This window comes from Bradyrhizobium jicamae, from assembly GCF_001440395.1.
Taxonomy (GTDB): domain Bacteria; phylum Pseudomonadota; class Alphaproteobacteria; order Rhizobiales; family Xanthobacteraceae; genus Bradyrhizobium; species Bradyrhizobium jicamae.
In genome coordinates this window covers 1-24,946 of sequence record NZ_LLXZ01000217.1, presented here as the reverse complement: position 1 = coordinate 24,946, position 24,946 = coordinate 1, and the positions used below count along the sequence as shown (strand labels likewise).

Below are 24,946 nucleotides of genomic sequence, written 5' to 3'. Positions count from 1 at the left end.
TCACTGCACGACGATTTCCTTGAACAGCACGGCGCTCACCTGCTGCGGCGCCACCGCGCTGTTGACCCGCTTGGTCAGCTCTTCCTTGAGGCGGAACAGCCCGGCGGAACCGTTGATGTCGGAGGGACGCAATTCGCGCAGGTAGGTCTGGAACAGGTCGGTGACGCGCGGCAGGTTCGGCTTGATCTGCTCGACCTGCTTCTCTTCCTTGATCTCGAGCACGACCTTGACGCGGAGATATTGCACCCGCTCGCCGGGGGCGCCGACCAGGTTGACCATCATGTCGGGTACTTCGACGAAGGACGGCGGCTTCGGCGGCGGCGCTTCGGCGTGCTTCTCCTCGCCATGGCCGCGCATCAGGAAGAACCAGCCCGCGCCGACGCCAAGGATGGCGACGAACCCGGCGACCGCAATGATCAGCTTGAGCTTGCCCTTTTTCGCCGATGCGGCTTCTGCGCCGTCTGCGCCTTCCGCCTGCTCATTATCAGCCATTGCCCCGCCCGCTTCGATTCCGAAAAACGAACGCGGTTGCCACCAGCCTGGGTAACGATGCCCCCACAACGCGAAACAAAAGCCGCCAGCGCACACGCGCTCTCCACACGTGCAACGCTAGGGTAATAATGGTTAACGGAACCTTTCCATTGGCGCCCAAGTAGGAAAAATCTGCCGGGCAAACATGGTCAACAAGACCTTTCTGCCGCCCCCGCCGCAATCCGAAAATATCCTAACCCATTAAAAATCCAGCACTTCCCCACTTGGCACGGCTTTCGCTGAGTAAACGGCGTGACCTGCCGGCTTGGGAGAGCCCAAAGGTTTACGACGGATCCGGACCGCAGGCTTGGGAGAGCCAGTTTTCGGATCGATCAAGGGGAGAACCACCGATGGAGAATATGCTTCTCGTCGGACTATCGCGGAAGATGACGTTGGAACGGCAGTTGGACGTCGTCGCCAACAACGTCGCGAACATCAACACGACCGGCTTCAAGGCCGACCGGTCGCTGTTCGAGGAATATCTGCGCTCGCCGGCGCATGAAGACAACTTCATGCGCGCCGACCGCCGCGTCTCGTTCGTGCACGACCGCGCCACCTATCACGATTTCGCGGCCGGCCCCTCCGAGCATACCAAGAACCCGCTCGATATTGCGATCGACGGCAAGGCGTTCCTGGTGGTGCAGACGGCGGCCGGCGAGCGCTACACCCGCGACGGCGGCCTGCAGGTCAACAACCAGGGCCAGCTCGTGACCACGAGCGGCGATCTGGTACAGGGTACATCCGGCCCGATCGTGTTCCAGCCGACCGACAAGTCGATCAACATCGCGGCCGACGGCAACATCACAGTCGTCGAGGGCACCGGCCGCACCGACACGGTCCGCGGCAAGCTGCGCCTGGTCTCTTTTGCGGACCCGCAGAAGCTCGTGAAGGAAGGCGGCAACCTCTACTCCGCGGGCCAGGGCATCGCACCCCAGCCCGACGTCACCTCGCGGGTGAACCAGGGCTACATCGAGAAGTCGAACGTCAATTCCGTCCACGAAATGAGCCGCCTCATCGAGATCACGCGCACCTACACCCAGATCTCGGCGATGCTGCAACAGCAGCACGACTTGCACCGCACCGCCGTCGAGAAACTCGCCGACGTCCCGGCATAACGCTCAAGGAACAGATCGATGCGCGCACTCTACACAGCAGCGACCGGCATGGCGGCACAGGAACTCAACGTTCAGGTGATCTCCAACAACATCGCCAATATGCGCACCACCGGCTACAAGAAGCAGCGGGCTGCGTTTCAGGATTTGATCTACGATCACGTGCGCCGCGTCGGCGCGCAGGCCTCCGACCAGGGCACCATCCTGCCGGTCGGTGTCGACATCGGCGGCGGCGTCAAGACCGTCGGCACGCCGCGCCTGATGGGCCAGGGCACGCTGTCGCCGACCGGCAACGATCTCGACATTGCGATCCGCGGCGAAGGTTTCTTCAAGATCCAGGTGCCCGACGGTACCTATGCCTACACCCGCGACGGCTCGTTCATGATGGACGCGCAGGGCCGCGTCGTCACCGCCCAGGGCAACCCGGTGCAGCCGACGATCACGATCCCGCAGAATTCCTCGGCGATCACCATCAACGCGCAGGGTCAGGTCACCGTGATGCTGCCGGGCTCGACCACGCCGACGCTGGTCGGCCAGATCGGCCTGACGCGCTTCATCAACAAGGCCGGCCTCAACCCGATCGGCGACAACCTGTTCACGGACACCCCGGCCTCCGGCACGCCGCAGGACGGCGTCGCCAACACCGACGGTTTTGGCGACATGCAGCAGGGCAACCTCGAACAGGCCAACGTCGAGGTAGTGACCGAAATCTCCGACCTGATCGCCGCGCAGCGTGCCTATGAGATGAACGCGAAGGTCATCAGCGCGGCCGACCAGATGCTGCAATCCACCTCCAACATGTTTCGCTGAGCACTGACCATGATCGTCCGCCCCCTCCTTCTGGCCGCTGCCCTGATCGCCGCATCGAGCGCGACCGCAGTCGCGCAGACCCAGGACGCTCTTGCGAACCGCAACGCGATCGCCGCCCCCATGCTGCGCGCCAATGTGCAGGTGTCGGGAGATCTGGTGCGGATCGGCGACGTCATCGACAATGCCGGCAGCGCCGGGCAGATCGCGATCTACCGCGCCCCGGACCTGGGCACCACCGGCTCGCTGCCGGTGGCGCAGGTACTCAACACCCTGCGCGCCCATCATGTGATCGGCGTCGACACCCGGGACCTCAAGGAAGTTTCGGTGACGCGGCTGGCCCGTACGCTCGAAGCCAGGGACATCGAGCTGCAGGTCGCGCGCGCGCTGGAGCGCCGCAATGGCCTCGGCGACGCCGCCAATCTGGCGCTGACCTTCGACCGCGATCCCGGCGACGTCAGGCTGGATTCAGGCTTCAGCGGCAGCCCGCAGCCGACGATCGTGCGTTACGACAACCGCAACGGCCGCTTCGACGTCACGTTTGAAATCGCCAATGAGAACGGCGCGGCGCCGGTCAAGCTGCGTTTCACCGGCACGGCGATCGAGACGGTCGAAGCCGCGGTGCTGACGCGCAATGTCGAGCGCAATGAAATCCTGAAATCGTCCGACGTAGTGATCGAGCGGCGCCCCAAGGCGGAAGTCGGCACCGATGCGGCCGCGCGCGAACGCGCCGTGGGCATGCAGGCGCGCCGCCAGCTCCGCGCCGCCCAGGCGATCAAGACCGCGGATCTCGCCAAGCCTGATCTGGTGCAGCGCGACCAGAACGTCACGCTGATCTACGAGACGACCGGAATCTATCTCACCATGCGCGGCAAGGCGCTGGACAACGGCACCGAGGGCGACGTTGTCAGCGTCATGAACCTGCAGTCGAAGCGCACCGTGTCCGGCACCGTGATCGGCCGCGGCCAGGTCTCCATCACCCCCGTCTCGATTACGCCGGCGGCGGCCCGTCCGGCGCAAACCAGCGATGCCACCTCCTCGCTCAGCCCTGCCGCTCCCATCGCCGTCGCCACCGTCAGTTCGCCAGCCGCTTCAAAAGCCGAGTAAAGTAAATGTCAGTCCCCCGTCTCAACCGCATCATTTTCACTGGCGCCATGCTGTCGCTGGCCGCCGCCGCGAGCGGTTGTTCCTCGATCGACCGTCTCTCCCAGATCGGCGAGAAGCCGAGACTGACGGAGATCGAGAACCCGACCACGCAGCCCGGATACAAGCCGGTGCAGATGCCGATGCCGAAACCGGAGCAGGCTTCCTACAACGCCAACTCGCTGTGGCGGAACGGCAGCCGCGCCTTCTTCAAGGATCAGCGCGCGGCCCGCATCGGCGATCTGCTGACGGTGACCGTCAACATCACCGACAAGGCCAATCTGTCCAACGAGACCCAGCGCAGCCGCACCGCCAAGGAAGACTCCGGAATTTCCGACTTCATCGGCTCCCAGACGATCACGCAGCCGCTCAAGGTTTTGCCCGGCAAAATCCTGACCACGGACTCGACGTCGTCGAGCGATGGCAAGGGCTCGGTCAATCGCCAGGAATCGCTGACCACCAACGTCGCCGCCGTGGTGACGCAGGTGCTGCCGAACGGCAATCTCGTGGTCGAAGGCAAGCAGGAGATCCGCGTCAACTTCGAAATCCGCGAACTGATCGTGGCCGGCATCGTCCGCCCCGAAGACATCCAGAGCGACAACACCATCGATTCCACCAAGATCGCGCAGGCCCGCATCGCCTATGGCGGCCGCGGCCAGATCACCGACGTGCAGCAACCCCGCTACGGCCAGCAGGTGATGGACGTGCTGCTGCCGTTCTAGTTTTCTCAGAGCTCCCACACTCCATCGCGAACCTAGGCGCGATGCGGCCTCCGTCAGCTCCCCTGGCGGAGGCCGTGGTCGTTTGGCTGAATGCTGGGAATGGCGACCTCGCTGTCGCAATTTAAGGACACCATCGCCTCTGTTCAAAAATCCGGCTCTTCCCCAGCCATCCTGGTCTGGTGGCGCCAGTGCTGCCATATGGCCAGCCCGACCGAACTCGCCGCCGCCAGCAGTAGCAGACAGGAAATCGGCCGCGTCAGGAAGAGCCAGGGATTTGCGTCGGTCATGATCGCACGCACAAGGTTGATCTCGATCTGGTCGCCGAGAATCAGGCCGAGGATCAGCGGCGCGAGCGGAAAGCCGAGCTTGACCAGCATGTAGCCGACGACGCCGAACAGCAGCAGCACGTAGACGCTCTGCATGGTGTTGTTAAGCGCGTAGGCGCCGACAACACAGAGCACGAGCACGACCGGCGCCAGCACCGCCATCCGCACCGACGTCACGCGCAGCATCAGCGGCATCAGTGCGAGGCAGATCAGCAGCATGCAGGGATGCGCCAGAATGTAGGCCGCATAGATGCCATAGGCGATATCGGGGTTTTGCGAGATGAACAGCGGTCCCGACTGAATGCCGTGGATCGTCATCGCGCCGAGCATCACGGCGGTGACGGCATCACCGGGAATGCCGAATGCCATGATGGTCATCAGTGAGCCGCTGACATTGGCGTTGTTCGAGGCTTCCGAAGCAATGATGCCCTCGGGATGGCCCTTGCCGAAACGATTCGGCGTTTTGGAGAATTTCTTGGCCTGGTCATAGGCCATGACGCTCGATGCGCTGCCGCCGATGGCAGGCAGTATCCCGATGATCAGCCCGACGATCGTTGACCACGCGAGCAGGAATGGCTGCTTGAAGATTTCCAGGTTCACCTTGAGGTGCGAGAAGCGCTCGAGTCTGACCCCGGCCGGCGATTGCAGCGCCTCGCCGCGCGGCGAATTCAGCTTCTCCAGATCGGTCATGATCTGCGCGAAGGCGAAAATGCCGATCAGCACCGGGAGAAACGGAAAGCCGCCGCCGATGAACGCCGAGCCGAAGGTGAAGCGCGGCACGCTGCCGATCGGGTCGTGCCCGACCACCGTGATCAACAAGCCGATGGCAGTCGAGATCAGTCCCTTCAGCAGTGACGATTCGCTGAGACCCGCGACCATCGCCATCGCGAGCACGAACAGGGAGAAGTACTCCCACGGCCCGAATTCCAGCGCGATCGCCGCAAGCGGCCCGGTGAGAAACACGAGGAACAGAGCGCCCAGCAAGCCGCCCCAGACCGAAGCCCAGACGCCGAGCCAGATGGCGCGGCCCGGTTCGCCGTTGCGCGCCATTGGAAAGCCGTCGAACGTGGTAGCGATCGATGAAGGCGAGCCGGGAATACCGAGCAGGCAGCAGGCGATGAGGCCGCCGGTCGATCCGCCGACATACACGCCGGTCATCGCCGCAAGGCCTGCCAGCGGATCGAGCCCATAGGTGAACGGCAGCACTACGATGACAGTCATCGTGATGGTGACGCCCGGAAGAGAGCCGCCGATCACGCCGATGAGCGTGCCGGCAAACAGCGGCAACAAGTATTTCCACTGGGCGATGTTGACGAGGCCGTTCCAGAGCAGATCGAGCATCAGAAACCCGTCCACGCACCGCGTGGCAGCAGCACCAGCAGGTATCGTTCGAAGATGAAATAGCTCATCACAGCGGTGCCAAGCGCGATCGTGGCGAGCACAACCCATTGCCGCACCGTTCGTGGGCGATCCAATGCGGCCTGCAACGCGCCGACGAACAAGACCGTGGCGATGCGAAATCCCAAAAACGGCAGCAGCGCCACATAGGCGCCGACGATCGCGAATGCGATCACGACCAGACGATAATTTCGTCGCGGCGCGTCGCTCGCGCCGGCCGGCGTGCGGCGCTTCAGGAGATCCTGCAGGACCAGCAGCGCACTCGCGGCCGCCATCAACGACAGCACGATGGCCGGGTAAAAGCCCGGCCCGACCGGAACGATGGGAAGGGACGGAAGCTGGAAGGACTTGACCAGGAGGAACAGGCTGACCGCGAGCAGGATCAGTCCGGTAATTCCATCGCGGCCGATACTCATTTTTTGATCAGGCCGAGATCGGTCATGACAACCTTGTTCTCGTTGTCGATCCTGGCGAGGAACTGCGCATAGTCATTGGCATTGAGGAACGCCACGCGAGTGCCCTGCACTTTCATCGCTTGAGCGAAGCTCGGCTCCTTGGTTGCCTTGACGCAGCCCTCCTCGAGCCTGGCGCGCACCGGCGCCGGCGTCCCTTTGGGGACGAAGATGCCGCGCGCTACTTCGTACACGATGTTCATGCCGAGCTCCTTGAGCGTCGGCACGTCGGGCGCTTCCGGATCGCGCTTCTCGCTCGCGATCGCGATGTAGCGCAGCACGCCGGCTTCGACCTTGCCCTTCTGCGTCAGGTTCGAGTCCGTGAGGTTGACGTGGCCACCGAGCAGCGCGTTCATGCGCGGAGCCAGGCCGTCGTAAGACACGAACTTGAATTTCACGCCGGCCGCCTTCTCGATCATTGCCGGGAAGATATGGCTGGTCGAGCCGAGCGTGGCGCCGACGGTGATCTCGCCCGGCCGCTTCTTGGCGTCGTCGGCGAGCTCCTGCCAGTTCTTCCAGGGCGTTTTGGCACTCGCGGTCAGCACCGAAGGTGTCGCCGAGACCAGGCAGATCGGCTCGAAGTCGCTGTATTTGACATCACTGATGCCCGCGTAGAACGTCAGATGGATATAGTCGTGCACAGCGTAGACCGTATAGCCATCGGGCGCCGCAGCCTTGGCCTCCCGCGCGCCGGTGGTGCCGGATGCGCCGCTGACATTGGCGACGACCACGGGTTGGCCGATGTGCTTTTGAAGTTCGGCGGCGAACGGCCGGAAGATATTGTCGGTATCGCCGCCCGCGGCCCATGGCACGATCATCTTGATTGGGCGCTCGGGATATTGCGCCATCGCCGGCGCCGATAAAGCAGCCAGCAGCGCGGCAGCGCCGGCCATCGTTACCAATGTCCTTGCCATCCGTCATCCTCCCGGTGTCGTCTCGTGGGCCTTTCAGGCTCTCTTTCGGGGATAATAACAGCCGAGCCCTGCAGGGGAAAGCCCTGCGGCGGCTCGCATGCGCGCTACGGCCAGCACGTGATGGACGTGGTGCTGCCGCGCTGGTTTTGAAGTCCGAGCTCCCACATCTCGTTGCGAACCTAGGCGCGGCGGAGATGTTCAACGCGGCCCTCGCTAGCTCCCTTGGGCGGAGGCCGCGGTCGTTTTGAACGATGCATGGCGAAGGCAACGAATGCCTGTCGCGCCGTCCGACTTCAGTGTGGACGACGACGCGAGCGGTTCTTGTCGATGAATTCGGCGTTGGCGCCGAAATTGCGGTTTTCTGTACAAGAAGCCGTCCGGCCCGAAGCCGCGGCCTGGCACTGCGCCATGGTCCAGTAGCTGCACTCGCCCGCCCCGCCGGCGAATTCGTCACCCTGAATGCAATAAGGATAGTCCTTGGCCGAAGCCGCGCTTATGCCGGCCAGGCAGACAACTGCCGATGTCACGAAGGCAACAAATACGATACGCATGTTTCCCTCCTACGCTAATGCGGCATTCGTTGCGCCGATCTCGGAATCGCTGCGTGAGCTATTTCACACCGCGCGTGTCACTGTTAGGTGATGGCGCGATGCCGCTGCGCCTCAAACCTCGTCGCTCCGCGAGCAGTTGCCGGAATGCTCGACTGGCAAGTGCGACTGTTCAAAACGTAACGCAGGAACTCTGCTGCTCGCGAGACTCGCGTCGCTCATGCGACGATGCGTAGCCTTCCCATCAGGAACGTTTCCTCACGCCCTTCGTTTGCCGTCCATGAATCCCTGGAGGAAAATTCATGGCTTTGGAAGCAAACGAAACTGGCAACCTGATCGGCAGTGACAAGGTCGAGGGAACTGCGGTCTATGGCGCCGATGGCAACAAGATCGGCTCGATCGAGCGCGTCATGATCGACAAGAAGAGCGGCAGGGTTTCCTACGCCGTGCTGTCTTTCGGCGGCTTTCTCGGCATTGGCGACGATCACTATCCGTTGCCCTGGCAGTCGCTGAAATACGATACCTCGCTCGGCGGCTACGTCACCGGGGTAACGGAAGCGCAGCTCAAGGGCGCGCCGCATTACGGCAACGACAACACGTGGAACTGGAGCGATCCGGTCAGGACCCGCGCTGTCAACGATTATTACGGCGTCGCGATCTGATCGCGGTCACGCCTGCTCTTCACAAGGCCCGCCTCGATGGCGGGCCCTTTTTTCCTGGCAAGCGTGACCAAGAACGCCGGCTCGCATCTTGCTGTAGTGGAGAACCATTCCTGCTGCATCGCGTTGGGACCATTCGAAAGGGCAGCACGATGGGAAAATTCTTCTTGATCATTATCGCTGTAAGCGTCGCAATTTTGCTGGCGATGAGCGCCTATGTCATCAGCCTGTAGCGGCGATGCAGCCTGCTCGCGGTCGATCGGCAAGCGAGGCCCCATGACAGTTGAGGTCGCAAAAAGCCGATGCCGGGGAAAGATTGCGCCGGAGCCTGACGATTGGTTAACGACGCTGGCGGCGGCGAGACCGCGTGGTCTGCTGCATGCCACGACATCGAAGCCAGATCAGACTTTCGATTAACTATTTGCTCGCCGGCGATGGCCGGTACGACGGGCTTAACAACATGAACGCAGCCATTGCGTAGAAAGCACCGCCGGGGTGCCCGTCATGATTACCGTATGCTTACCGCCGTTACACATGGGCTGCGGGTGCTACGAAAGCCGTGCGCTCCTGTGCCCTCTTTCTTTTTTGAGGGAACTGGTTAGCATGCCCCCGGGAACAGTGAGCGAACACACACCCAAGTTGTCATTCGCTCGCTAAGGCAGGGCGCTCGAGTTATTCCAGTGGCAGCAGTGATGGAAACGACATGTCGCGGCGTGCCGGATGGCCCGCAAGCGGCGATACTGCTTCTCCTCATGGCGATCCTTATTCACGCCTCGCCTGCGTTCGCCGAGCCGTGCAGCAGGCCGACCGCGCGCTCGAGGATCGCCGAGACGCTCAAGCTCGCCTCGGACAAGCGGCCGGTCAATCTCACGTTCCGCACCCATGCCGATGGTGTGAGACTGTCGCCCAGCCTCAAGTCGAAATATCCCGACGACATGACCATCATCCTGCAGAATGAATTCGACCAGTTGAATGTCAAGGACGACCGCTTCGACGTCCTGATGCGATTCAGCGGAAATCCGGAACGGCTCACGGTCCCCTTCAGCGCGATCAAGGCGTTCTGGGACAAGTCCGAGCTGAAGTGTTCCGACGGCTGACACCTCACTTCGGTGTCGCGCGCCGAATCAGGGCGCAAAGACCGCTCATCCGCGCGATCGGATGCTCGACAAACAGGCGGCAGGATGCGAGCGCGCCCTTCAGCGTAGCAGGCGGCGCGGCAGGTTTCAGTTGTGACGCGAGCACGGCACCATGCGCATGCCCAAGCGCGCGAGTCGAAAGCGTCAGCGCGTTCAGTCGTCCATCCTGCTGCAGCGGCGCCAGCATGGTTCGCACCAGCGCCAGATAGGCTGGCCAGTAAGCGAGATGCCGGTACATGCTCGCGATCAATTGCGGCTTGGTGTCTTCGCCGAATGTAATTAACTCCTCGACCAGCGCCGCCACTTCGGGATCGAGCGCATCCATCGGCGGCAGTTCCGGGATCCTGGTGCCGGATGGTTTGGGCGCGGTCTCGGCGGCCCTCACCGTCTCGACCGGGCGCGGCTCGTAATGCGCCAGCAGCGCCGAGAGCACCACGAGCGCGAGCGCATTGGTATGCTGATAGCTGTCGAGCACGTCACGAATCAGCACGCGTTCGGTCTCGTCCACGCCGGCAGCGAGCAAGGTGTCGGTGGAAAAGTCGGGCCAATCCGGCAGCGCGATCGTTCGCCTGACGGCTTCGGCATGCAACGGCGCATCGCCGAGATAGAGCGGCCGCACCGTCGACCATGTCCATTGCAGCGCGCCAGGCATGGTCGCGAGGTTGCGCCAGATCAGATTGACCACGCTGGTGCCAAGCACTTTGCGGATGTCGGCATAGATCTCGGCGATCTCGCCCCTGGCATCCGATTCGAGAACCGACGGAACGCTTTCAGCCATTACGAATCTACTTGAACGACGCTTTCACCGTGCCCAAACCGTCGAGCTCCATCTCCACGGTATCACCTGCGTTGAGCCACACGGTTTTCACCAGGCTCCCGGTCAGCACGATCTGCCCGGCGTGCAAGCCCTTGCCCTCCTCGGCGAGATGATTGGCAAGCCACGCCAGCGCGTTGTGGGGATGGCCGAGGACGTCGGCGCCGGTGCCGCTGCCGGCTTCCTTGCCGTTGACGAGGGCGCGACCTTTGACCTTGAGCAGGTCCGGCGCCTTGATACGCGCCACCCCCTTGCCGAGCACGCAGCCGGCGGCGAAGAAATCATCGGCAACAAGCGTCGGCGCGCCCATCGTCTCCCATTTGACGTAGCGGTCGTCGACGATCTCGATCGCGGGGAAATAGGCCTCGATCGCCTCCATCATCCACTCAGCGGTGAACGGGGCTTCCGATGGCGCAAGATTGCGTGCGAGCCGCACCGCGATCTCGCATTCGACACCGACATGGACGTAGTCGCCGTAACGCAGTTTGGCGCCGCTGTCGTGAACGCCCTTGGCAAACACCCCGCCGGCGCAGGGATGGGAGATATCGAGATATTGCTGCATCACCGCGCTGGTGCAGCCGATCTTGTAACCGACCAGTTCGCCTGCCTGCGGCAGCAGCAGGTCGTGGACCGCGCGCTGAATGCGATAGCCTTCCGCCTCATCGCCGGGCGCAAGGTCAACGGAAAGCGAGGCCAGCGGCGCGCGGTTGCGGCGGGCAGTAGCGATGGTCTGTGCGGCCGCAAGAATGTTGTCCATCAGCGGCGGCTTTCTCTTTTGCAACCTTCAGCGCCGACCGCACCCCGGTCAGACGCCAGGTCCCCTACTCGTCGCGATAAACCTTCTCGCGCTTCTCGTGACGTTCCTGCGCTTCCACCGACAGCGTCGCAATGGGGCGAGCCTCCAGCCGCTTGAGCGAGATCGGCTCGCCGGTCTCCTCGCAATAGCCGTAGGTGTTGTCCTCGATGCGTTGCAGCGCGGCGTCGATCTTGGAGATCAATTTGCGCTGGCGGTCGCGGGCGCGCAATTCGATGGCGCGATCGGTTTCGGAAGAGGCGCGATCAGCGAGATCAGGATGATTGACGTTCTCTTCCTGAAGGGTCTGCAGGGTAATCTTTGATTCCCTCAGGATCTCGTCCTTCCACGCCAGCAGCTTCGCGCGAAAATAATCGCGCTGGCGGTCATTCATGAAAGGCTCTTTTTCGGAGGGTCGATAATTCTTCAACTTTTCCAAGGCCAGCCCATCTTCACGTGCAAGGCGGGGCGGAAAATTGTCCGTCCGCGCGGGCCTTATATAGCGGCGGGTTGTGACAGACAATATCGGACCTCCCCGTGGGAGTACCGCCCCCAAGGCCTTGCACAGGCAAAGCTATCGGGGCGGGCCGCCCTTTAGTAGCCGACCGTGAATCGCTGGCGGATATGGGCCGGGCGCTCGATTTCGTCGGCGAGTGCAACTGCGAAGTCCTCGAAGGAAATCGAGCTTTTGCCGTCGGTAGCGGTCAAAAGCTGGTCGGTCCCGAGGCGGAACTTGCCGGTTCGCTCGCCGGCCACAAACAGGGCCGAGGGCGACAGGAAGGTCCAGTTGAGTTCCTTCTCGGCCCGAAGCAGGTCGAGGAAGGCGGCGCCCTTCTCGGCCTCCGCCTTGTATGCCACGGGGAAGCCCGGGGTGGTGACCAGCCGGACGCCCGGGGCCACCTCGAGGCTGCCGGCGCCGCCCACGACGAGGTAGCGACCGACCTTCGATTCCTTGGCGGCGCCGATCAGCTTGACCGGGTCGCTGGCCAGAAAGTGGACCGAACTGATCGCCACGTCATGGCCGGTGACCAGCCGGGCAAGCCCGGCCTGATCCATCACGTCACCCTTGGTCGGCGTGACGCCGGCCTGGGCGGTGACCTTTTCGGGATTGCGGACGATGGCGGTCACGCCATGGCCGCGGCGGGCGAGTTCGGCGGTGATGCGCGAACCGGCATTGCCGGACGCGCCGATGACGGCGATTTTCATGGAGGTCTCCCTTGCGATACCCGAATGTGGTATCCAATGGTGACTAGATAGCGAAAAGACTGTAGCTGTTAAGAGAGCACTTTTGGGTCACCTGATTACGCCGGAGTAACCGCCGTGAAAGCCGCCAATTCGAAAATCCCGAACGCCTATTCGGCCGAATGCCCGACACGCCAGATCCTCGATCGCGTCGGCGACAAATGGGCGGTGCTAATCCTGCTTCTCGTGCGCGACGAGCCGATGCGTTTCAATGCATTACGCCGCGCCATTGAAGGCATCTCGCAGAAGATGCTGAGCCAGGTTCTCAAATCGCTTGAACGCGACGGATTGATGAGACGCCGCGCGATCGCAACTGTGCCGGTGACGGTCGAGTATTCGATCACCCCGCTCGGCGCGACGCTGGCCGATGCGGTCGATCCGTTGCGCGAATGGGCGGAGAATAATCTGAAGGAAGTGTTGAACGCACAGCGCCGCTACGACGCGGCGCGCAAGGATATCGCGGCGTAAATCACCCCGCTCTCATCCAGTGCCATGCACCGGACTAGAACCGTTGTCCGGCCTTTGCCAGTTCGACTTCGACGCGAAGCTCGATCTCGGAGAGCACCGCATCGAGGCCAGGATCGCCGGAGGAGGATTTCAGATTGGCGGCGGCATCGCGCAGCCGGTTCACCGTGGAAGCGTCGAGGTTGCCCGAGAGCAGCCCGAGCTTGAGTTCGTCGAGGACGTCGAGCGCGCCCCTGCCCCGCGCGACCGAACGCTTGCGGCGCTCGGTTGGATCCTCGACGCCCTGCAGCGCGAGCAGCGCATCGATGTTGCCGGCGGCCTTGGGTGCTGTGGCCGAGCGCGGCTCTTCGGGCGTAGCCGGCGTTTCCGGCAGCGAGAAGCCGGTCGAACTGGTCCGCCGCGTGTGGCTCGCGGGCGATCCAAGCGTGGTGCCGTTCGGTCCGTAGATGCGCATCGTGGTGATCTCGTTGTGAGAGTCGACCGAACCTTCGCCTTCCCATGGTTAATGATGCGTAAACGGCCCGGCAAAATCTGCCGACATGCGGCAGTTTCGCCCATCGTGGTGAAGCCGCCGTGGCATCGCGACTCCAGCGAACATTCAGCGATATCAAGGCATTGCTCGGAAAACGCGAGATGGCACGGCGCTCGCATAGTTAATCGCGGACCGCAGTCCATGGGAGTGGCGCCTGCGGTCCGGGTGGAAGTTCTCGAGGGGAGCACAGGATGCCCGGCATCCGTTCGGCAAGACTGATTTGGGTGGCCTGCGCCGCGCTGCTGGCGCTGGGGCTATCGCTCTCATCCGCGGGCGCGACGTCGCGGATCAAGGACCTCGCCAATATCGAAGGCGTGCGGCAGAACCAGTTGATCGGCTACGGCCTCGTCGTGGGCCTCAACGGCACCGGCGACACGCTGAACAACATTCCCTTCACCAAGCAGTCGCTGCAGGCGATGCTCGAGCGCATGGGCGTCAACATCCGCGGCGCCACCATCCGCACCGGCAACGTCGCCGCCGTCATGGTCACCGGCAATCTGCCGGCGTTCGGCACCCAGGGCACGCGGATGGATGTCACGGTGTCCGCGCTCGGCGACGCCAAGAACCTGACCGGTGGCACGCTGCTCGTCACCCCCCTGCTCGGCGCCGACGGTAATGTCTATGCGGTGGCGCAAGGCTCGCTGGCGATCTCCGGCTTCGCGGCAGAAGGCGCTGCCGCCAGCATCACCCGCGGCGTTCCGACCGTCGGCCGCATCGCCAACGGCGCCATCATCGAGCGCGAGATCGAATTCGCGCTCAATCGCCTGCCCAATGTCCGGCTGGCGCTGCGCAACGCCGACTTCACCACCGCCAAGCGCATCGCAGCGGCGGTCAACGACTTCCTCGGCGTCAAGACGGCCGAGCCGATCGACCCCTCCACGGTGCAGCTTTCGATCCCCGCCGAATTCAAGGGCAACGTCGTCGCCTTCCTGACCGAGATCGAGCAATTGCAGGTCGATCCTGACCTCGCCGCCAAGATCGTGATCGACGAGCGCTCCGGCATCATCGTGATGGGCCGCGACGTTCGCGTCGCTACCGTAGCGGTGGCGCAGGGCAATCTGACCGTGTCGATTTCAGAAAGCCCGCAAGTGAGTCAGCCCAACCCGCTGTCGCGCGGCCGGACCGTGGTGACGCCGCGCACCGGCGTCAGCGTCAGCGAAGACGGCAAGAAGTTCGCCGTCGTCAAGGACGGCGTCTCGCTGCAGCAGCTCGTCGACGGCCTCAACGGCCTCGGCATCGGTCCGCGCGACCTGATCAGCATCCTGCAGGCGATCAAGGCCGCCGGCGCGATCCAGGCCGACATCGAGGTGATGTGATGGACACGAGCCTTATCAACGGCATCGGCGCATATTCGAAGAAAAAGACTTCGCTGATCAACGGCCGTAACGACCCGCAGCTCGCCGACGCACTCAAGAAAATTTCGCCCGAAGCGCAGAAAAAGACGCGCGCCAAGGCCGAAGAGTTCGAGGCGATGTTCCTCAACTCGATGTTTTCCCAGATGACCACCGGCGTCAAAGGCGAAGGGCCGTTCGGCGACACGCCCGGCACCGGCGTTTGGCGCTCGATGCTGACGGACGAATACTCGAAGTCCTTTACCAAGTCCGGTGGCATCGGCATTTCCAACGACGTCTTCCGCACCTTGATCCTGCAGCAAGCCAATCGCGCCGGCTGATCCAAAGGAAACCCGACATGAATCAGCGTCCCCAGGCCCAGCCAGCACCAGCACCAGCACCAGCACCAGCAAGATCGATCTCGACGCCGGCCGAGGCGCGCAAGCTCGCGGAAGAGCTGATGGAGGTGATGAGCGCGCTGCTCGGCATCATCGAGCGCGAGACCGAACTGGTGCGCGCCGGCAACGTGCGCGAGGCGATGCGGCTGGAAGAGAAAAAGGGCGAGCTGTCGCGGCGCTACATGGTCGCGGTCGAGAATCTGAAGAACGCGCAAAAATATCTGGCGCAGGTATCGCCGGAGCTGCTGGCCACCCTGCGCCGCCATCACGACACTTTCCGCGCCATGCTGCAGATCAATCTCACCGTGCTTGCGACCGCGCACGCGGTATCCGAAGGCATCGTGCGCGGCGTCAACACCGAAATCCAGCGCAAGAACATTCCGAGCACCTACACGGCTGCAGGACAACGCGCAGCTCCCGGCCCACGCAACATCACCCCGCTCTCGGTCAGCCGTTCGCTGTAAGCGAAGCGCGTTCTCGGTTATCTACAATTTTCACCAAATTTGCGCGGCCGCGTCAGAGCGGGATTCAGCGTGTTCCCTAACGCCGCGTTGAGGGGTGCCCGGCTATATTGCAACCGATGAGGGGTTGGATTTGACTCGCAGCAAGCCCGGAGGCTGCCATGAGTACAGATTTCAACATCAAACCGGTGGGGGCACCGGTTGCCGCGCCGATCGTTCAGCACGTGAGCGAGGCGGCACAACATGCGGTCGCGACCGAACTGCCGGCGAGCCAGAGCGTCTCGGCAGTCGATGCAAGTGCGCGCGCCGGCACCGATTCCGCCGCGGTCCGCATTTCCATTTCGAATCCTGCGGTATCCAACCAGGTCGTGATCGACCGCGATGCACGCGCCGTCGTCTATCAGGTCGTCGACGTCAAGACGAGCCAGGTCGTGAAGCAGTTTCCCGAGGAAGCCGTGCTGCGCCGCCGCGCCTATTTCCACACCCTCGATCTGACCAGGGATGCGCCGCAGCGCCTTCGCGCAACCGACCGCAAGGCTTGACCGCTTCGGTTTCGATTTGGCGATAGGACCGGCATACGCAGTCGGTGATCGCGGGCTTTGCTGCGCCAGCGGCTTATGAACGCTTCGCGTATGCCTGATCGAGATAAGTCTGTCCGCTGGCGGCATCGGTCACGACGTTCTTGATCAGCGCCGTATTGTTGGCCGTCAGCGCGAACTTGGTGTCGCCTATCCGAAACGCATTGTCCTTGATCAGCACTTCCTGGTATTTGTTGGTGCCACCGCTCTGGTACTGCACCTTGGCGCGGAATCCCGTGACGTTCGAGACCGTGATCTTGAACGTTTTCTGGTCGGAGTATTTTCCTGTCCAGCTTCCTTCATAGAGATTGGGATCGACCGCCACGTACGGAGTATTGGACGGGACGGTCATTCCCACCGTCTTGTAGTTGGCTGAGATGATGCTCCAGACGTCGGCCATCTAACGAACCGGTTAGCCGCGACCGGACAGGCCAGCGGCCAGATTGCAGTTGATATCGATCAGCGACTTCAGCTTGGCCGGATCCGGATTCAACTGCATGTCTACAGTCTGCTTCATCACGAACACGCCGATGTTGGCGATGTTCTGACGCACCTCGATCGACTGCGGGTTTTCGTCGGCCTGCGCCGCGCTCATGAAGATTGACCAAAGCCGGCGATTGAACAACAGCGCGTTCTCCATGGCCTGGCCCGGACCGGCCCAGTTGGTCTGAACCTCCTGGAGCTGTCGTGCGGCCTTCAGCAGCGCCTGCGCTTCGATCTCACGGGGGGACGACGTAGTTTGCGACGTACGAGCGTAGGCTTGGGCTGCATTAGACATTCATAACCTCGATGGGAGCGGTTCGCAGGGCACCGCGGGACTTCGAAAAACTGCCTAACTTTCATACAGGTTGCGCCTTTAAATATGGTTAGCAAGAGTTACCGATTGTGTCGGCAGTCCGGCAAAAATCCATATTTGCGGCAGCATGCCGACCATCAGGTTCTGATGGAATTAAGATCGAATGCCAAATTTTCTGCTTCAGCGCTTTTGTTCAAGTCGGCGCCTTTTGTTTCTCGAGCGAATAGAATCCATCATCATAAAGAAAGACGGCGGGGGTCGCTCCTTGACCATTGAGAGGATTGCCGTCCATCTGGCGTAGGAGCTGCTACACGCTGTGCTGCGACTGGTTGGCGGTGCCGGCGCGCACACCGGCTCCGGTCGACAGGGCCTAAGCTGCCCGTCGCTTCCTCGTTGGTGTGGGCCAGTGGTTCGAATCCAAGGCGAAAGCCTGCGTACGCAGCAGCGTCCGGGGTTGATGACAACTCTGTTCGTCGCAGAAATTATCGATGAAGTCGTGCAGGTTGACGTCGCATCGACCAGGGCCGACGCTGTCGTGAAGGTGATCGCGCCTGTCAGCCCTGCAATCCCGTATTCCTACGGGCCGCACGCAGAAAAGCCCGTCAAATGGGCACGAATCGCATCTTCACCATTGGTTAACCATCATCGGGAAGGATGCCGAATCGGCCGGCGGGCACGACAGCGCGCGAAGTGCGCCAAAGGGAGAACAGGCATGGCCTTGAAAGTCGAGCTCAAACCGCACGAGCGCATCATCATCGGTGCCTGCGTGATCACCAACACCGATCAACGCGCTAGGCTGCTTATCGACGGCGACAGGATTCCGATCCTGCGTGAGAAAGACATTCTCACACCCGAAATTGCCGACACGCCGGCCAAGCTGGTCTATCTCGCCGTGCAGCTGATGTACCTGTCGCCGGATCCGATGGCGCACCATCCGGCCTACTTCAGCCTGGTGCGCGACATCATCGCGACAATGCCAAGCGCATGGCCGTTCATCGAGAGCATCAACAACCATACCCTGAATGGTGATCTCTATCATGCGCTGAAGGAAGCGAAAAAGTTGATCGGCCATGAAGAGCAGATCCTGGAGGGCGCCCGCAAGCTGCAATCGTCCGAGCAGCCAGATCGCAAGTCCGCTTAGCCAATCACATCGCTTCAAGGTAAAAGGCCAAGGCGGGTTTTCTTGCTTGAGTGCGAAACCGATCGATCAGACTGGCATGAACTTGGTCAACGAGGTCTGATAAAGCATCGACGTCGTTTGATACGAGGCCTGCAGCGCGGTTTGCAGTGCCAAGATCTTGGTCGCCACCTCGTCCTGGTTGATGCCCTCGATCTGGTCGAGCATGGTTTGCGCCATTCCCTTGAGCTGGGTCTGGCGGTCAGTCGAAGCCTTGATGGCGTTCTGCGCGCCGGCGAACTCCGCCTGCATGTCCTGAATCGATTGCTGTCCGTTCTGCGGCGCCAGGTTCGCCGAGATCCGCTGCTGCAGCGCGTTCACCTGCGCCTTCGAATTCGGATTGTTGGCGTTGCTCGTCACCGCGGCATACACCGCGATATTCTGCAACTGATAGCGCAGCGCCTGTTCGTTGGCGCGCGCGCCATATTGCACCGTGACCGCCTGGTCGATGCGCGCAATCGCCGTGCCACGCGCCGGATCAGCTCCGACTTCGCCGGTGTACCACGACACCGTGTTTGTCGAAGTGCCGCCGATCAAATTGGTGGCAGTAGCAAACGGCGGGCCATCGACCCGCAGCGGCGCCGGATCTGCACTCGGCGTGCCGCTGAAGCCAAGCGCCGCGAACGCTGCGGCGTTCGAGCTAGAGATCGAAAGAGCAGCGCCGTCACCACCATGCAGCGCAATCGTGCCGCCCGTGACCGTCGATGACGTCGTGGTCCCGGTGATCGAATCGATCTTGGCCAGCAAGGTCTGCACGCTGTCGGTGATATTGAGCTGGTTGCCGGTGGCGCCGGATGCGACGAAGGTTATCGGCGTGCCATTTACCGTGATGGTATCGCCCGCCGCAAAGCTGGCTGAGAGCGAATCTGTTCCAGCGGCACCGGAAAGCAGCGTCGCGCCGGTGATTGGTCCCGGCACGGTATTCTGGTTGTTAACGGCGCTTCCAACGATGGTCGCTGACGGATTGAAGAAGTTCTCGGACGCAGTGATCGCCGAGGCGGCAACCAGCGAGGTATCGCTCAGCGTCTGGATCGAAGACGTCATCGCCGCCTGCAGGTTCGCAGTCGTTGCGGCCGTATCGACGCCAATCAGAAACGAGCCGGCCGGCGGCGGGTTCGTCGTCGTTGCGGTCAGCGCGATCGATTCGGTGGTACCGTCGGGCAGGTTGAAGTTGAACGTGATCTTGTCGCCATCGTTCGGATTGACGGCGCCGAGATCGATGGTGACGGCCGGCGGCGCGCCGGTGGGCTGCGTCACGGTCGCTCCCGTCAGCGATGGGCTGATCGAAGAAAGCTTCAACCCGAACGATGAACCATCCTCGGCCAGGCTGGTCACGGTGGTCGTCAACGGCGGCGACGAGACCGTCAGATGCGCCATGTTGCCGACCCCCTGATCGGCCTGGCGGCGTTCGTTGATCAGTTGCTTCAAACCGGCCTGGGTTCCCACGCCATCGAGCATTACGTCCGCCGGAACCGTCGCTGCCGTGTCGGTCGTGCGGCCGGAAAACAGATAGCGGTCGCCCGCCTGGCTGTTGAGCAGCGACACCGCATTCGAGAACGCGGCCTGCGCAGCGATCTGGCCGGAGGTCTGACCGTTGTTGTTGAGCACGATGGTCGACGTACTCGCCGCGCTCTTCACTGACTTACCGATGTCGATCATTCCCTGCAGCGCCAGATTGACGACACTGAGCCTTGTGTTGACGTTCTTTGCCGTGTCGGCGAACGCATCAATGCTGCTGACCTGCGCGCGCAGGCTCAGCGCGAAGCCGCGATTGGCGCCCTGCCCCGCATAGGTCGTCGAGACCCGGCCGCTGGCGAGCTGCTGCGTCAGATCGTCGAGCTGCTTGCGGATATTGAGGATCGAGGTCCCGATATAGGACGTCCTGCCGTTAACGCCATCGATCGACATGATACCCTCACATGGCCTGGATCAATGTGTCGTACATCTGCTTGATGGACGACATCACGCGCGCGTTGGCGGAATAGGCATTCTGCAGCGCAAGCAGATGCGCCATCTCGTCGTCGATATTGACGCCCGACGCATCGGTCACCTTCTTCTGCAGGGTATTCAACACCACGGATTGTCCGTCCGCGAGTTGCTTGGCTGCAGTCGCGGCTTCGCCCTGCTGGCTGATGAACTGCTTGGCAAAGTTGACCAGCGTGCCGGTGAACGGAGCGCCGGTGGTCCCGATGCCGGTCTGCGGCGAATAGCGATAGCTGCCCGTCTGCAATTGCGCGAGAATGAAGTCGGCGCGCGTGGTGTCGCCCGCGGCCGTGAGCGGGCTGGTGGAAAACACGATGGTGCGCGAGGGATCGCCGAGCAGAGCGGTATTGACGCTGATGCGGCCGGCGAGACCCGTCATCTGCGAACCGTTGGCGGTAATTGCGCCGCTGAAAAGCCCACCATTGTCGGTGAACAGCGGAAGCTGCGGGTTGCCGCTTGTAAGCGACGACATCGTCGTGGTGACGGACGCCGCAAGGACATCGGACCGATTTGTCGCGCCATCGTCCAGCACCCGCAAAGTCGAACCCGACGGGTTCGAGAACTGAAGGTTGGCGGTCGAGCCCAACGCCGCGTTGAGTTGGGAAACGACCGATGCCATGCCGCCGGAAAAATCGATGCCGAGCACTTGGTCGTTCGGATCGAGCGTCGAGGTATTGCTCAGCGGCAGCACGCTCGGATCGTCAACGCGCACGATCGAGAGATTGTGCGTGATGCCGGTGGTGTTGTCCTTGTAGCTGACGTTAATGACATTGCCAGACTGCAATCCCGTCAGATCGAGATCATAGCCGACCTGCGGCAGGACGGACGCGGGAGCGGCGGTGCCTGCGGTGGTCTTGTCCGACAGCGCACTCGACATCGACGCTGCGAACTGGTCGATCTGCGTCTGCGCTTTCACCAGCGTATTGTCGCGCAGCTCGAGATAGGCGGCGATCTTGCCCGAGCGAATCGAATTCGTGGAGACCAGATCGTAGCTGCCGCCATGGGGGAAATTGATCGTGATGGTGCCGACGTTGTTCTTGGTCGGGTCGACGTTGTACAACGTGTTGGGCGTCATCGTGCCCTGGGGATTGAACGTGAGCTGCGCCGCCTCGGTCCCGACCAGTTGCACGCCGGAGTTCGTGAACACGGTCACCTGGTTGAGGTCGTTTACGACCGTCCTGATGTCCATCAGGCTCGACAATTGCGTGATGTATTGATCGCGCTGATCCAGCAGCGACGCCGTCGCAGCGTCGGTCTTGCCGTTGTTCTGGAGCTGGTTGTTGATGAACGCGATCTGGGCCATCGCGTTGTTCGCGGTCATGATGGAATCGTTGATGCCCATCTCGGCATTGGCGCGAAGCGCCTGAATTCCCTGCGTCGCCGCATTGAGCGTCTGCGCCATCGTCTGCGCGGCGGCGACTGCACCGATTCGAGCCGACTGCGAATCCGGGCTGGTCTGCAGACCCTGGAAGGCGGTCAGGAGCTTGTTGAAGGAATCCTCGATGGTGCCGGTTTCGGCCGGATTGCCGTAGACGTTCTGCAGATTTTGGAGAAAGGTCGAACGGATATCGGCATAGGCCGCGCCCGAGGTTTCGGTGCGCAGCTGCGTCTGCAGATACTGGTCGAGCTGACGGTCGACACCGTGGAGCAGAACACTCGAGCCGTAGTCGCCGGTCACGCCGGCGGATTGGATGATCGACTTCCTGACGTAACCAGGCGTTTCCGCGTTGGCGACGTTCGATCCGACCAACGCGATCGCGGCTTGCGTCGCGCGCAAGCCGGACATCGCGGTAGAGAGAGCCTGACTCAAACCCATGACTAATTGCCCATCTCAAATCGCATTCACGAACGCACCGTCGCCGATCAGCGCAGTACGTTCAGGAGGTCCTGCACCATCGTGTTGGAAGTCGTGATCACCTTGGTGTTGGCCGAATAGGCCTGCTGGGTAACGATCAGCTTGGTGAACTCGTCGGCGATATCGGTGTTTGATCCTTCCAGCGACGAGCCGACGATGGTTCCGGCCTTGCCATACAGCGCCTGTCCGGATCCGTCGGTCATTTCGAACGCGCCGCCATTGACGCGCTTGAGGAAGTTGGTGCCATTGAAGGTCGCGACCGAGATTTCGGCGAGGTCGAGGTTACGACCGTTGGAATAGTTGCCGACGATGCGGCCGTTGGTGCCGACGCCGACGGACTGCAACTGGCCGGCCGGGAAGCCGTCCTGCTGGATCTGGTTGACCTGGACGTTGCCGTTGGCATCCGCGAACTGGGTAACGCCGCCAGTGCCGAAGTTGATGACGGGACTACCCAGCGCGACGCCGTTGACGACGGCATTGGTAAGCTCCACCGACGGAATCGCCGGTGTCATCTGGCCCGACGCCGAGAAGGTGAAGTTGGTATTGACGTTCTGCCACGAGACCTGGGTGCCGGTTGCGTTGGGATTGACCTGGTAGAACAGGTTCCATGTGTCGGTGTGGCCGGCGCCAAGCGAAGCGCTGTCGACCTTGGCCCAGCGGAACTGCAGGTTCACCGGCGCGCCGGAGACGTCGTAGGTCGTGACCGCACCACCCGCTATCGACTCGGCGAGGAATGTCGAGTTGTCGTTGCCGACGACCTGGCCGGTGCCGACGCCGCCGCCGCCGCCGCGTTGCGCCGTCACGGTGCCGGTAAAGCCGAGGGCAGCCCAGGCCGCGGTGTTCGAGCTTGAGATCGTGAGATTGAAGTTCGTACCGGAATGCAGCGTGATCGAGCCGCCAGAGATCGTGGACGCGGTTGAAGTTTGCTGGAGCGCGTCGATCTTGCCCAGCAAGGTTCCGATGGTGTCGTCGACGTTGATCTCGTTGGCGCCGACGGCGGTGCCCGACGCCATGAAGGTGAGGGTTTGGCCGTTGACCGTGATGGTGTCGCCCGCGACGAAACTGGTGGAGATCGAGTTGGTGCCGGCCGCGCCGCTGAGCAGGGTCGCGGCCGTGTTCGCGACCGACGGCGTCGCCTTGTTGTTCTGGGTGGTGCCACTCCTGGAGGCGTCGGTATAGGGCGCCGAAGGGGTGCCGAGCGCCAGCGGATTATGTCCGGTGCTATATGATCCCGGCGCGATCAATTCCGATCCAGGAACGGAAACGTCATGCTTGGTGGTCAGCGGATAGCTGGCGAGGTTGGCGCGATAGTCGATTCGGGTGGTCTGCTGCGCCGGCAGGAAGTCGTTCTGGAACCTTAGAACCTGCGGCGAGCTGCCGGACGGGTTGCCCGTGGTCGGGTCGATCGGCACGCCCTGCAGGTAGTAGCCGGCGCCGTTGACGAGATAGCCGCTCTTGTCGAGCTGAAAGTCGCCGCGACGGGTGAAGCGGTCGACGCCGTCGAACACCGGCGTCCCGTCGGTGAAGTTGCCCGGCTTTTGCACCGCGAAAAAGCCGTTGCCGTTGATCGCCATGAAGGTGGCGACCGACGCCGTCTGAACGTCGCCCTGCACCGAGTTGGTGGAGCGGGATTGCGTGGTGACGCCGCCGGCAAGCTGTGAGGTGGTGGCGGTCTGCGGGATGAGATCGAGGAACGAGGTATCGATGCGCTTGAACGCCGTGGTCTGCGAGTTGGCGATGTTGCCCGAGACGTTTTCCAGTGCGTAGGAGTTGGCGCGAAGGCCGCCGACCGCGGTGGTGAGAGCGCCGAAGATACCCATGACATGTTCTCCAAATTCGATCCGGGCGGCTGGCCGATCCAGGTGATCCCAGGCCGCGTCGGGAGAACGTGTCGCAAGCGTTGTGCCAAACTACAAAATCGATAAAAATCAATATCTTAAGAAAAAAGCCCCGGTCCGGGGACCGGGGCACATTTGCCGGGCGGGGCAACAATTGCCGGGTGTGCGGCTTACGATGCCGAGGGCCCGGCGGGGTGAAACACCATGCCAAATCCATCGATGCAATAGCGCAAACCGGTTGGTTTTGGCCCATCGTCGAAGACGTGGCCGAGGTGGCCGCCGCAGCGACGGCAATGCACTTCGGTGCGCACCATGCCGAAGGTGCGGTCCTCGGTCTTGCCGAGCGCATTGTCGAGCGGCTGCCAGAAACTCGGCCAGCCGGTGCCGCTGTCATACTTGGTGTCCGAGGAGAACAGCGGCAGATCGCAGCCGGCGCAGGCAAAAATGCCCTTGCGCTTTTCCTTCAACAGCGGGCTCGAGCCCGGCCGCTCGGTGCCGTGCTTGCGGAGGATTTCATATTGCTGCGGCGTGAGCTGCGCGCGCCATTCGGCGTCGGTCTTTTCCACCTCGAACTTCTCGGCAGCCTGCGCCGGCGTGGTGCGCAGCCAGCGGAAAGCGGCCAGGCCAAACAGGCCGGCCACGGATGCGAGCAGAATACGGCGGTCGAACATGGCAATCTCCGTGCGGGGCGGACGTAACGGTTCGCCATCAAATACGGGCCAGCTCCGCCGACGTTACACGGAACCGTCCCGGATCTTCTCACTTTCCTGCGAGGGCATGCTGTCCTGCGAGGCCATGGCGGACATCCCGCCGTCCTGCGGTTCCGCCGGCCTCGGCGGCGGCGGCCGCACCGGACGTGGCGCGCCCGGCGACGGACGGTGCGGTGATCTGGTACCGGCCTGCCGGTTGGCCTCGGCCAGGCGCGCCTCACGCAC

29 protein-coding genes and 1 pseudogene are annotated in these 24,946 nt (G+C 62.5%); 12 read left to right on the top strand and 18 right to left on the bottom strand.

The annotated features are described in order from the left end of the window. Positions 1–492 carry a flagellar basal body-associated protein FliL gene (fliL, locus tag CQ12_RS38165; RefSeq protein ID WP_057840379.1) on the bottom strand — a complete coding sequence of 164 codons (492 nt, stop codon included), beginning with the start codon at positions 490–492 and terminating at the stop codon, positions 1–3. A gap of 389 nt (positions 493–881) precedes the next feature. Between fliL and flgF the strand changes: the two genes are divergently transcribed. The 4 genes from flgF to flgH are packed head-to-tail and all read left to right on the top strand — an operon-like array spanning position 882 to position 4,315. Then, positions 882–1,646, top strand: a complete 765-nt coding sequence (flgF, locus tag CQ12_RS38160; RefSeq protein ID WP_057840378.1) for a flagellar basal-body rod protein FlgF — start codon at positions 882–884, stop codon at positions 1,644–1,646. 18 nt (positions 1,647–1,664) lie between these two features. Then, entirely contained in the window at positions 1,665–2,453 is a 789-nt protein-coding gene (gene flgG, locus CQ12_RS38155) for a flagellar basal-body rod protein FlgG (protein WP_057840377.1), read from the top strand. A 9-nt stretch (positions 2,454–2,462) separates the two neighbouring features. Next, positions 2,463–3,557, top strand: a complete 1,095-nt coding sequence (gene flgA / locus CQ12_RS38150) for a flagellar basal body P-ring formation chaperone FlgA (protein WP_057840376.1) — start codon at positions 2,463–2,465, stop codon at positions 3,555–3,557. A gap of 5 nt (positions 3,558–3,562) precedes the next feature. Then, a complete protein-coding gene (gene flgH / locus CQ12_RS38145; RefSeq protein ID WP_057840375.1) occupies positions 3,563–4,315 on the top strand; it encodes a flagellar basal body L-ring protein FlgH in 753 nt (250 codons plus the stop codon). A gap of 143 nt (positions 4,316–4,458) precedes the next feature. On the opposite strand, the gene CQ12_RS38140 is transcribed toward flgH, so the two are convergent. The 4 genes from CQ12_RS38140 to CQ12_RS38125 form a co-directional block, all read right to left on the bottom strand. Then, positions 4,459–5,982, bottom strand: coding sequence for a tripartite tricarboxylate transporter permease (locus tag CQ12_RS38140; protein WP_057840374.1), 1,524 nt, complete (start codon positions 5,980–5,982; stop codon positions 4,459–4,461). Then, a complete protein-coding gene (locus CQ12_RS38135) occupies positions 5,982–6,455 on the bottom strand; it encodes a tripartite tricarboxylate transporter TctB family protein (RefSeq protein WP_057840373.1) in 474 nt (157 codons plus the stop codon). Before CQ12_RS38135 ends, CQ12_RS38140 begins: the two co-directional genes overlap by 1 nt. Continuing rightward, positions 6,452–7,405 (bottom strand): Bug family tripartite tricarboxylate transporter substrate binding protein, encoded by a 954-nt coding sequence (locus CQ12_RS38130; RefSeq protein WP_063799884.1) that lies wholly within the window; start codon positions 7,403–7,405, stop codon positions 6,452–6,454. The genes CQ12_RS38135 and CQ12_RS38130 overlap by 4 nt, the downstream gene beginning before the upstream one ends. A 293-nt stretch (positions 7,406–7,698) precedes the next feature. Further along, complete coding sequence (locus tag CQ12_RS38125) at positions 7,699–7,956, bottom strand: DUF3551 domain-containing protein (RefSeq protein ID WP_057840371.1); 258 nt, start codon at positions 7,954–7,956, stop codon at positions 7,699–7,701. A gap of 299 nt (positions 7,957–8,255) precedes the next feature. Here CQ12_RS38125 and CQ12_RS38120 point away from each other — a divergent pair, with 299 nt between their 5' ends. Beyond that, a complete protein-coding gene (locus tag CQ12_RS38120) occupies positions 8,256–8,615 on the top strand; it encodes a PRC-barrel domain-containing protein (RefSeq protein WP_057840370.1) in 360 nt (119 codons plus the stop codon). Here CQ12_RS38120 and CQ12_RS44675 read toward each other — a convergent pair. Beyond that, positions 8,597–8,878 carry a hypothetical protein gene (locus CQ12_RS44675; RefSeq protein WP_157088740.1) on the bottom strand — a complete coding sequence of 94 codons (282 nt, stop codon included), beginning with the start codon at positions 8,876–8,878 and terminating at the stop codon, positions 8,597–8,599. The genes CQ12_RS38120 and CQ12_RS44675 overlap by 19 nt on opposite strands. 426 nt (positions 8,879–9,304) lie before the next feature. On the opposite strand from CQ12_RS44675, the gene CQ12_RS38115 reads away from it, so the two are divergent. After that, positions 9,305–9,709: a ClpXP protease specificity-enhancing factor SspB gene (locus tag CQ12_RS38115; protein WP_057840369.1), complete on the top strand. Its 405-nt coding sequence runs from the start codon at positions 9,305–9,307 to the stop codon at positions 9,707–9,709. A gap of 4 nt (positions 9,710–9,713) precedes the next feature. Here CQ12_RS38115 and CQ12_RS38110 read toward each other — a convergent pair whose 3' ends face one another. From CQ12_RS38110 to CQ12_RS38095, 4 genes are all read right to left on the bottom strand, one after another. Beyond that, entirely contained in the window at positions 9,714–10,526 is an 813-nt protein-coding gene (locus CQ12_RS38110) for a hypothetical protein (protein ID WP_057840368.1), read from the bottom strand. 7 nt (positions 10,527–10,533) lie between these two features. Continuing rightward, complete coding sequence (locus tag CQ12_RS38105) at positions 10,534–11,319, bottom strand: 2-keto-4-pentenoate hydratase (RefSeq protein ID WP_057840367.1); 786 nt, start codon at positions 11,317–11,319, stop codon at positions 10,534–10,536. Positions 11,320–11,383: 64 nt separating this feature from the next. Continuing rightward, entirely contained in the window at positions 11,384–11,749 is a 366-nt protein-coding gene (gene dksA / locus CQ12_RS38100) for an RNA polymerase-binding protein DksA (RefSeq protein ID WP_092509290.1), read from the bottom strand. A 200-nt stretch (positions 11,750–11,949) separates the two neighbouring features. Continuing rightward, entirely contained in the window at positions 11,950–12,561 is a 612-nt protein-coding gene (locus CQ12_RS38095; RefSeq protein WP_057840366.1) for an NAD(P)-dependent oxidoreductase, read from the bottom strand. A 114-nt stretch (positions 12,562–12,675) separates the two neighbouring features. Here CQ12_RS38095 and CQ12_RS38090 point away from each other — a divergent pair, with 114 nt between their 5' ends. Then, the gene (locus CQ12_RS38090; RefSeq protein WP_057840365.1) at positions 12,676–13,065 is read left to right on the top strand and encodes a winged helix-turn-helix transcriptional regulator; all 390 of its coding nucleotides are present in this window, start codon (positions 12,676–12,678) and stop codon (positions 13,063–13,065) included. A 34-nt stretch (positions 13,066–13,099) separates the two neighbouring features. Here CQ12_RS38090 and CQ12_RS38085 read toward each other — a convergent pair whose 3' ends face one another. Then, positions 13,100–13,516 carry a flagellar assembly protein FliX gene (locus CQ12_RS38085; RefSeq protein ID WP_057840364.1) on the bottom strand — a complete coding sequence of 139 codons (417 nt, stop codon included), beginning with the start codon at positions 13,514–13,516 and terminating at the stop codon, positions 13,100–13,102. 269 nt (positions 13,517–13,785) lie between these two features. Here CQ12_RS38085 and CQ12_RS38080 point away from each other — a divergent pair, with 269 nt between their 5' ends. The 4 genes from CQ12_RS38080 (at position 13,786) to CQ12_RS38065 (ending at position 16,326) form a co-directional block, all read left to right on the top strand. After that, positions 13,786–14,910, top strand: coding sequence for a flagellar basal body P-ring protein FlgI (locus CQ12_RS38080; protein ID WP_057840363.1), 1,125 nt, complete (start codon positions 13,786–13,788; stop codon positions 14,908–14,910). Then, on the top strand, positions 14,910–15,266 hold the full coding sequence (flgJ, locus tag CQ12_RS38075; protein ID WP_057840362.1) for a flagellar assembly peptidoglycan hydrolase FlgJ: 357 nt from the start codon (positions 14,910–14,912) through the stop codon (positions 15,264–15,266). The genes CQ12_RS38080 and flgJ overlap by 1 nt, the downstream gene beginning before the upstream one ends. A 17-nt stretch (positions 15,267–15,283) precedes the next feature. Further along, a complete protein-coding gene (locus tag CQ12_RS38070) occupies positions 15,284–15,787 on the top strand; it encodes a hypothetical protein (protein WP_157088739.1) in 504 nt (167 codons plus the stop codon). 158 nt (positions 15,788–15,945) lie between these two features. Further along, positions 15,946–16,326 (top strand): hypothetical protein, encoded by a 381-nt coding sequence (locus CQ12_RS38065; protein WP_057840361.1) that lies wholly within the window; start codon positions 15,946–15,948, stop codon positions 16,324–16,326. A gap of 73 nt (positions 16,327–16,399) precedes the next feature. Here the strand turns inward: CQ12_RS38065 and CQ12_RS38060 are convergent, their stop codons facing one another. Continuing rightward, positions 16,400–16,762, bottom strand: coding sequence for a hypothetical protein (locus tag CQ12_RS38060; RefSeq protein ID WP_057840360.1), 363 nt, complete (start codon positions 16,760–16,762; stop codon positions 16,400–16,402). Positions 16,763–16,774: 12 nt separating this feature from the next. Further along, positions 16,775–17,140: a flagellar biosynthesis regulator FlaF gene (gene flaF / locus CQ12_RS38055; RefSeq protein WP_057840359.1), complete on the bottom strand. Its 366-nt coding sequence runs from the start codon at positions 17,138–17,140 to the stop codon at positions 16,775–16,777. A 730-nt stretch (positions 17,141–17,870) separates the two neighbouring features. On the opposite strand from flaF, the gene flbT reads away from it, so the two are divergent. Beyond that, a complete protein-coding gene (gene flbT / locus CQ12_RS38050; RefSeq protein ID WP_057840358.1) occupies positions 17,871–18,299 on the top strand; it encodes a flagellar biosynthesis repressor FlbT in 429 nt (142 codons plus the stop codon). 66 nt (positions 18,300–18,365) lie between these two features. On the opposite strand, the gene CQ12_RS38045 is transcribed toward flbT, so the two are convergent. From CQ12_RS38045 to CQ12_RS45805, 5 genes and pseudogenes are all read right to left on the bottom strand, one after another. Continuing rightward, positions 18,366–20,243 carry a flagellar protein gene (locus CQ12_RS38045; RefSeq protein ID WP_057840357.1) on the bottom strand — a complete coding sequence of 626 codons (1,878 nt, stop codon included), beginning with the start codon at positions 20,241–20,243 and terminating at the stop codon, positions 18,366–18,368. A gap of 7 nt (positions 20,244–20,250) precedes the next feature. Then, positions 20,251–22,134 carry a flagellar hook-associated protein FlgK gene (gene flgK, locus CQ12_RS38040; RefSeq protein ID WP_057840356.1) on the bottom strand — a complete coding sequence of 628 codons (1,884 nt, stop codon included), beginning with the start codon at positions 22,132–22,134 and terminating at the stop codon, positions 20,251–20,253. A gap of 47 nt (positions 22,135–22,181) precedes the next feature. Then, entirely contained in the window at positions 22,182–23,993 is a 1,812-nt protein-coding gene (locus tag CQ12_RS38035) for a flagellar hook-basal body complex protein (RefSeq protein WP_057840355.1), read from the bottom strand. Positions 23,994–24,181: 188 nt separating this feature from the next. Beyond that, the gene (gene msrB / locus CQ12_RS38030) at positions 24,182–24,682 is read right to left on the bottom strand and encodes a peptide-methionine (R)-S-oxide reductase MsrB (RefSeq protein WP_057840354.1); all 501 of its coding nucleotides are present in this window, start codon (positions 24,680–24,682) and stop codon (positions 24,182–24,184) included. A 63-nt stretch (positions 24,683–24,745) separates the two neighbouring features. Beyond that, positions 24,746–24,946: pseudogene (locus tag CQ12_RS45805) on the bottom strand (hypothetical protein); the annotation flags it as partial.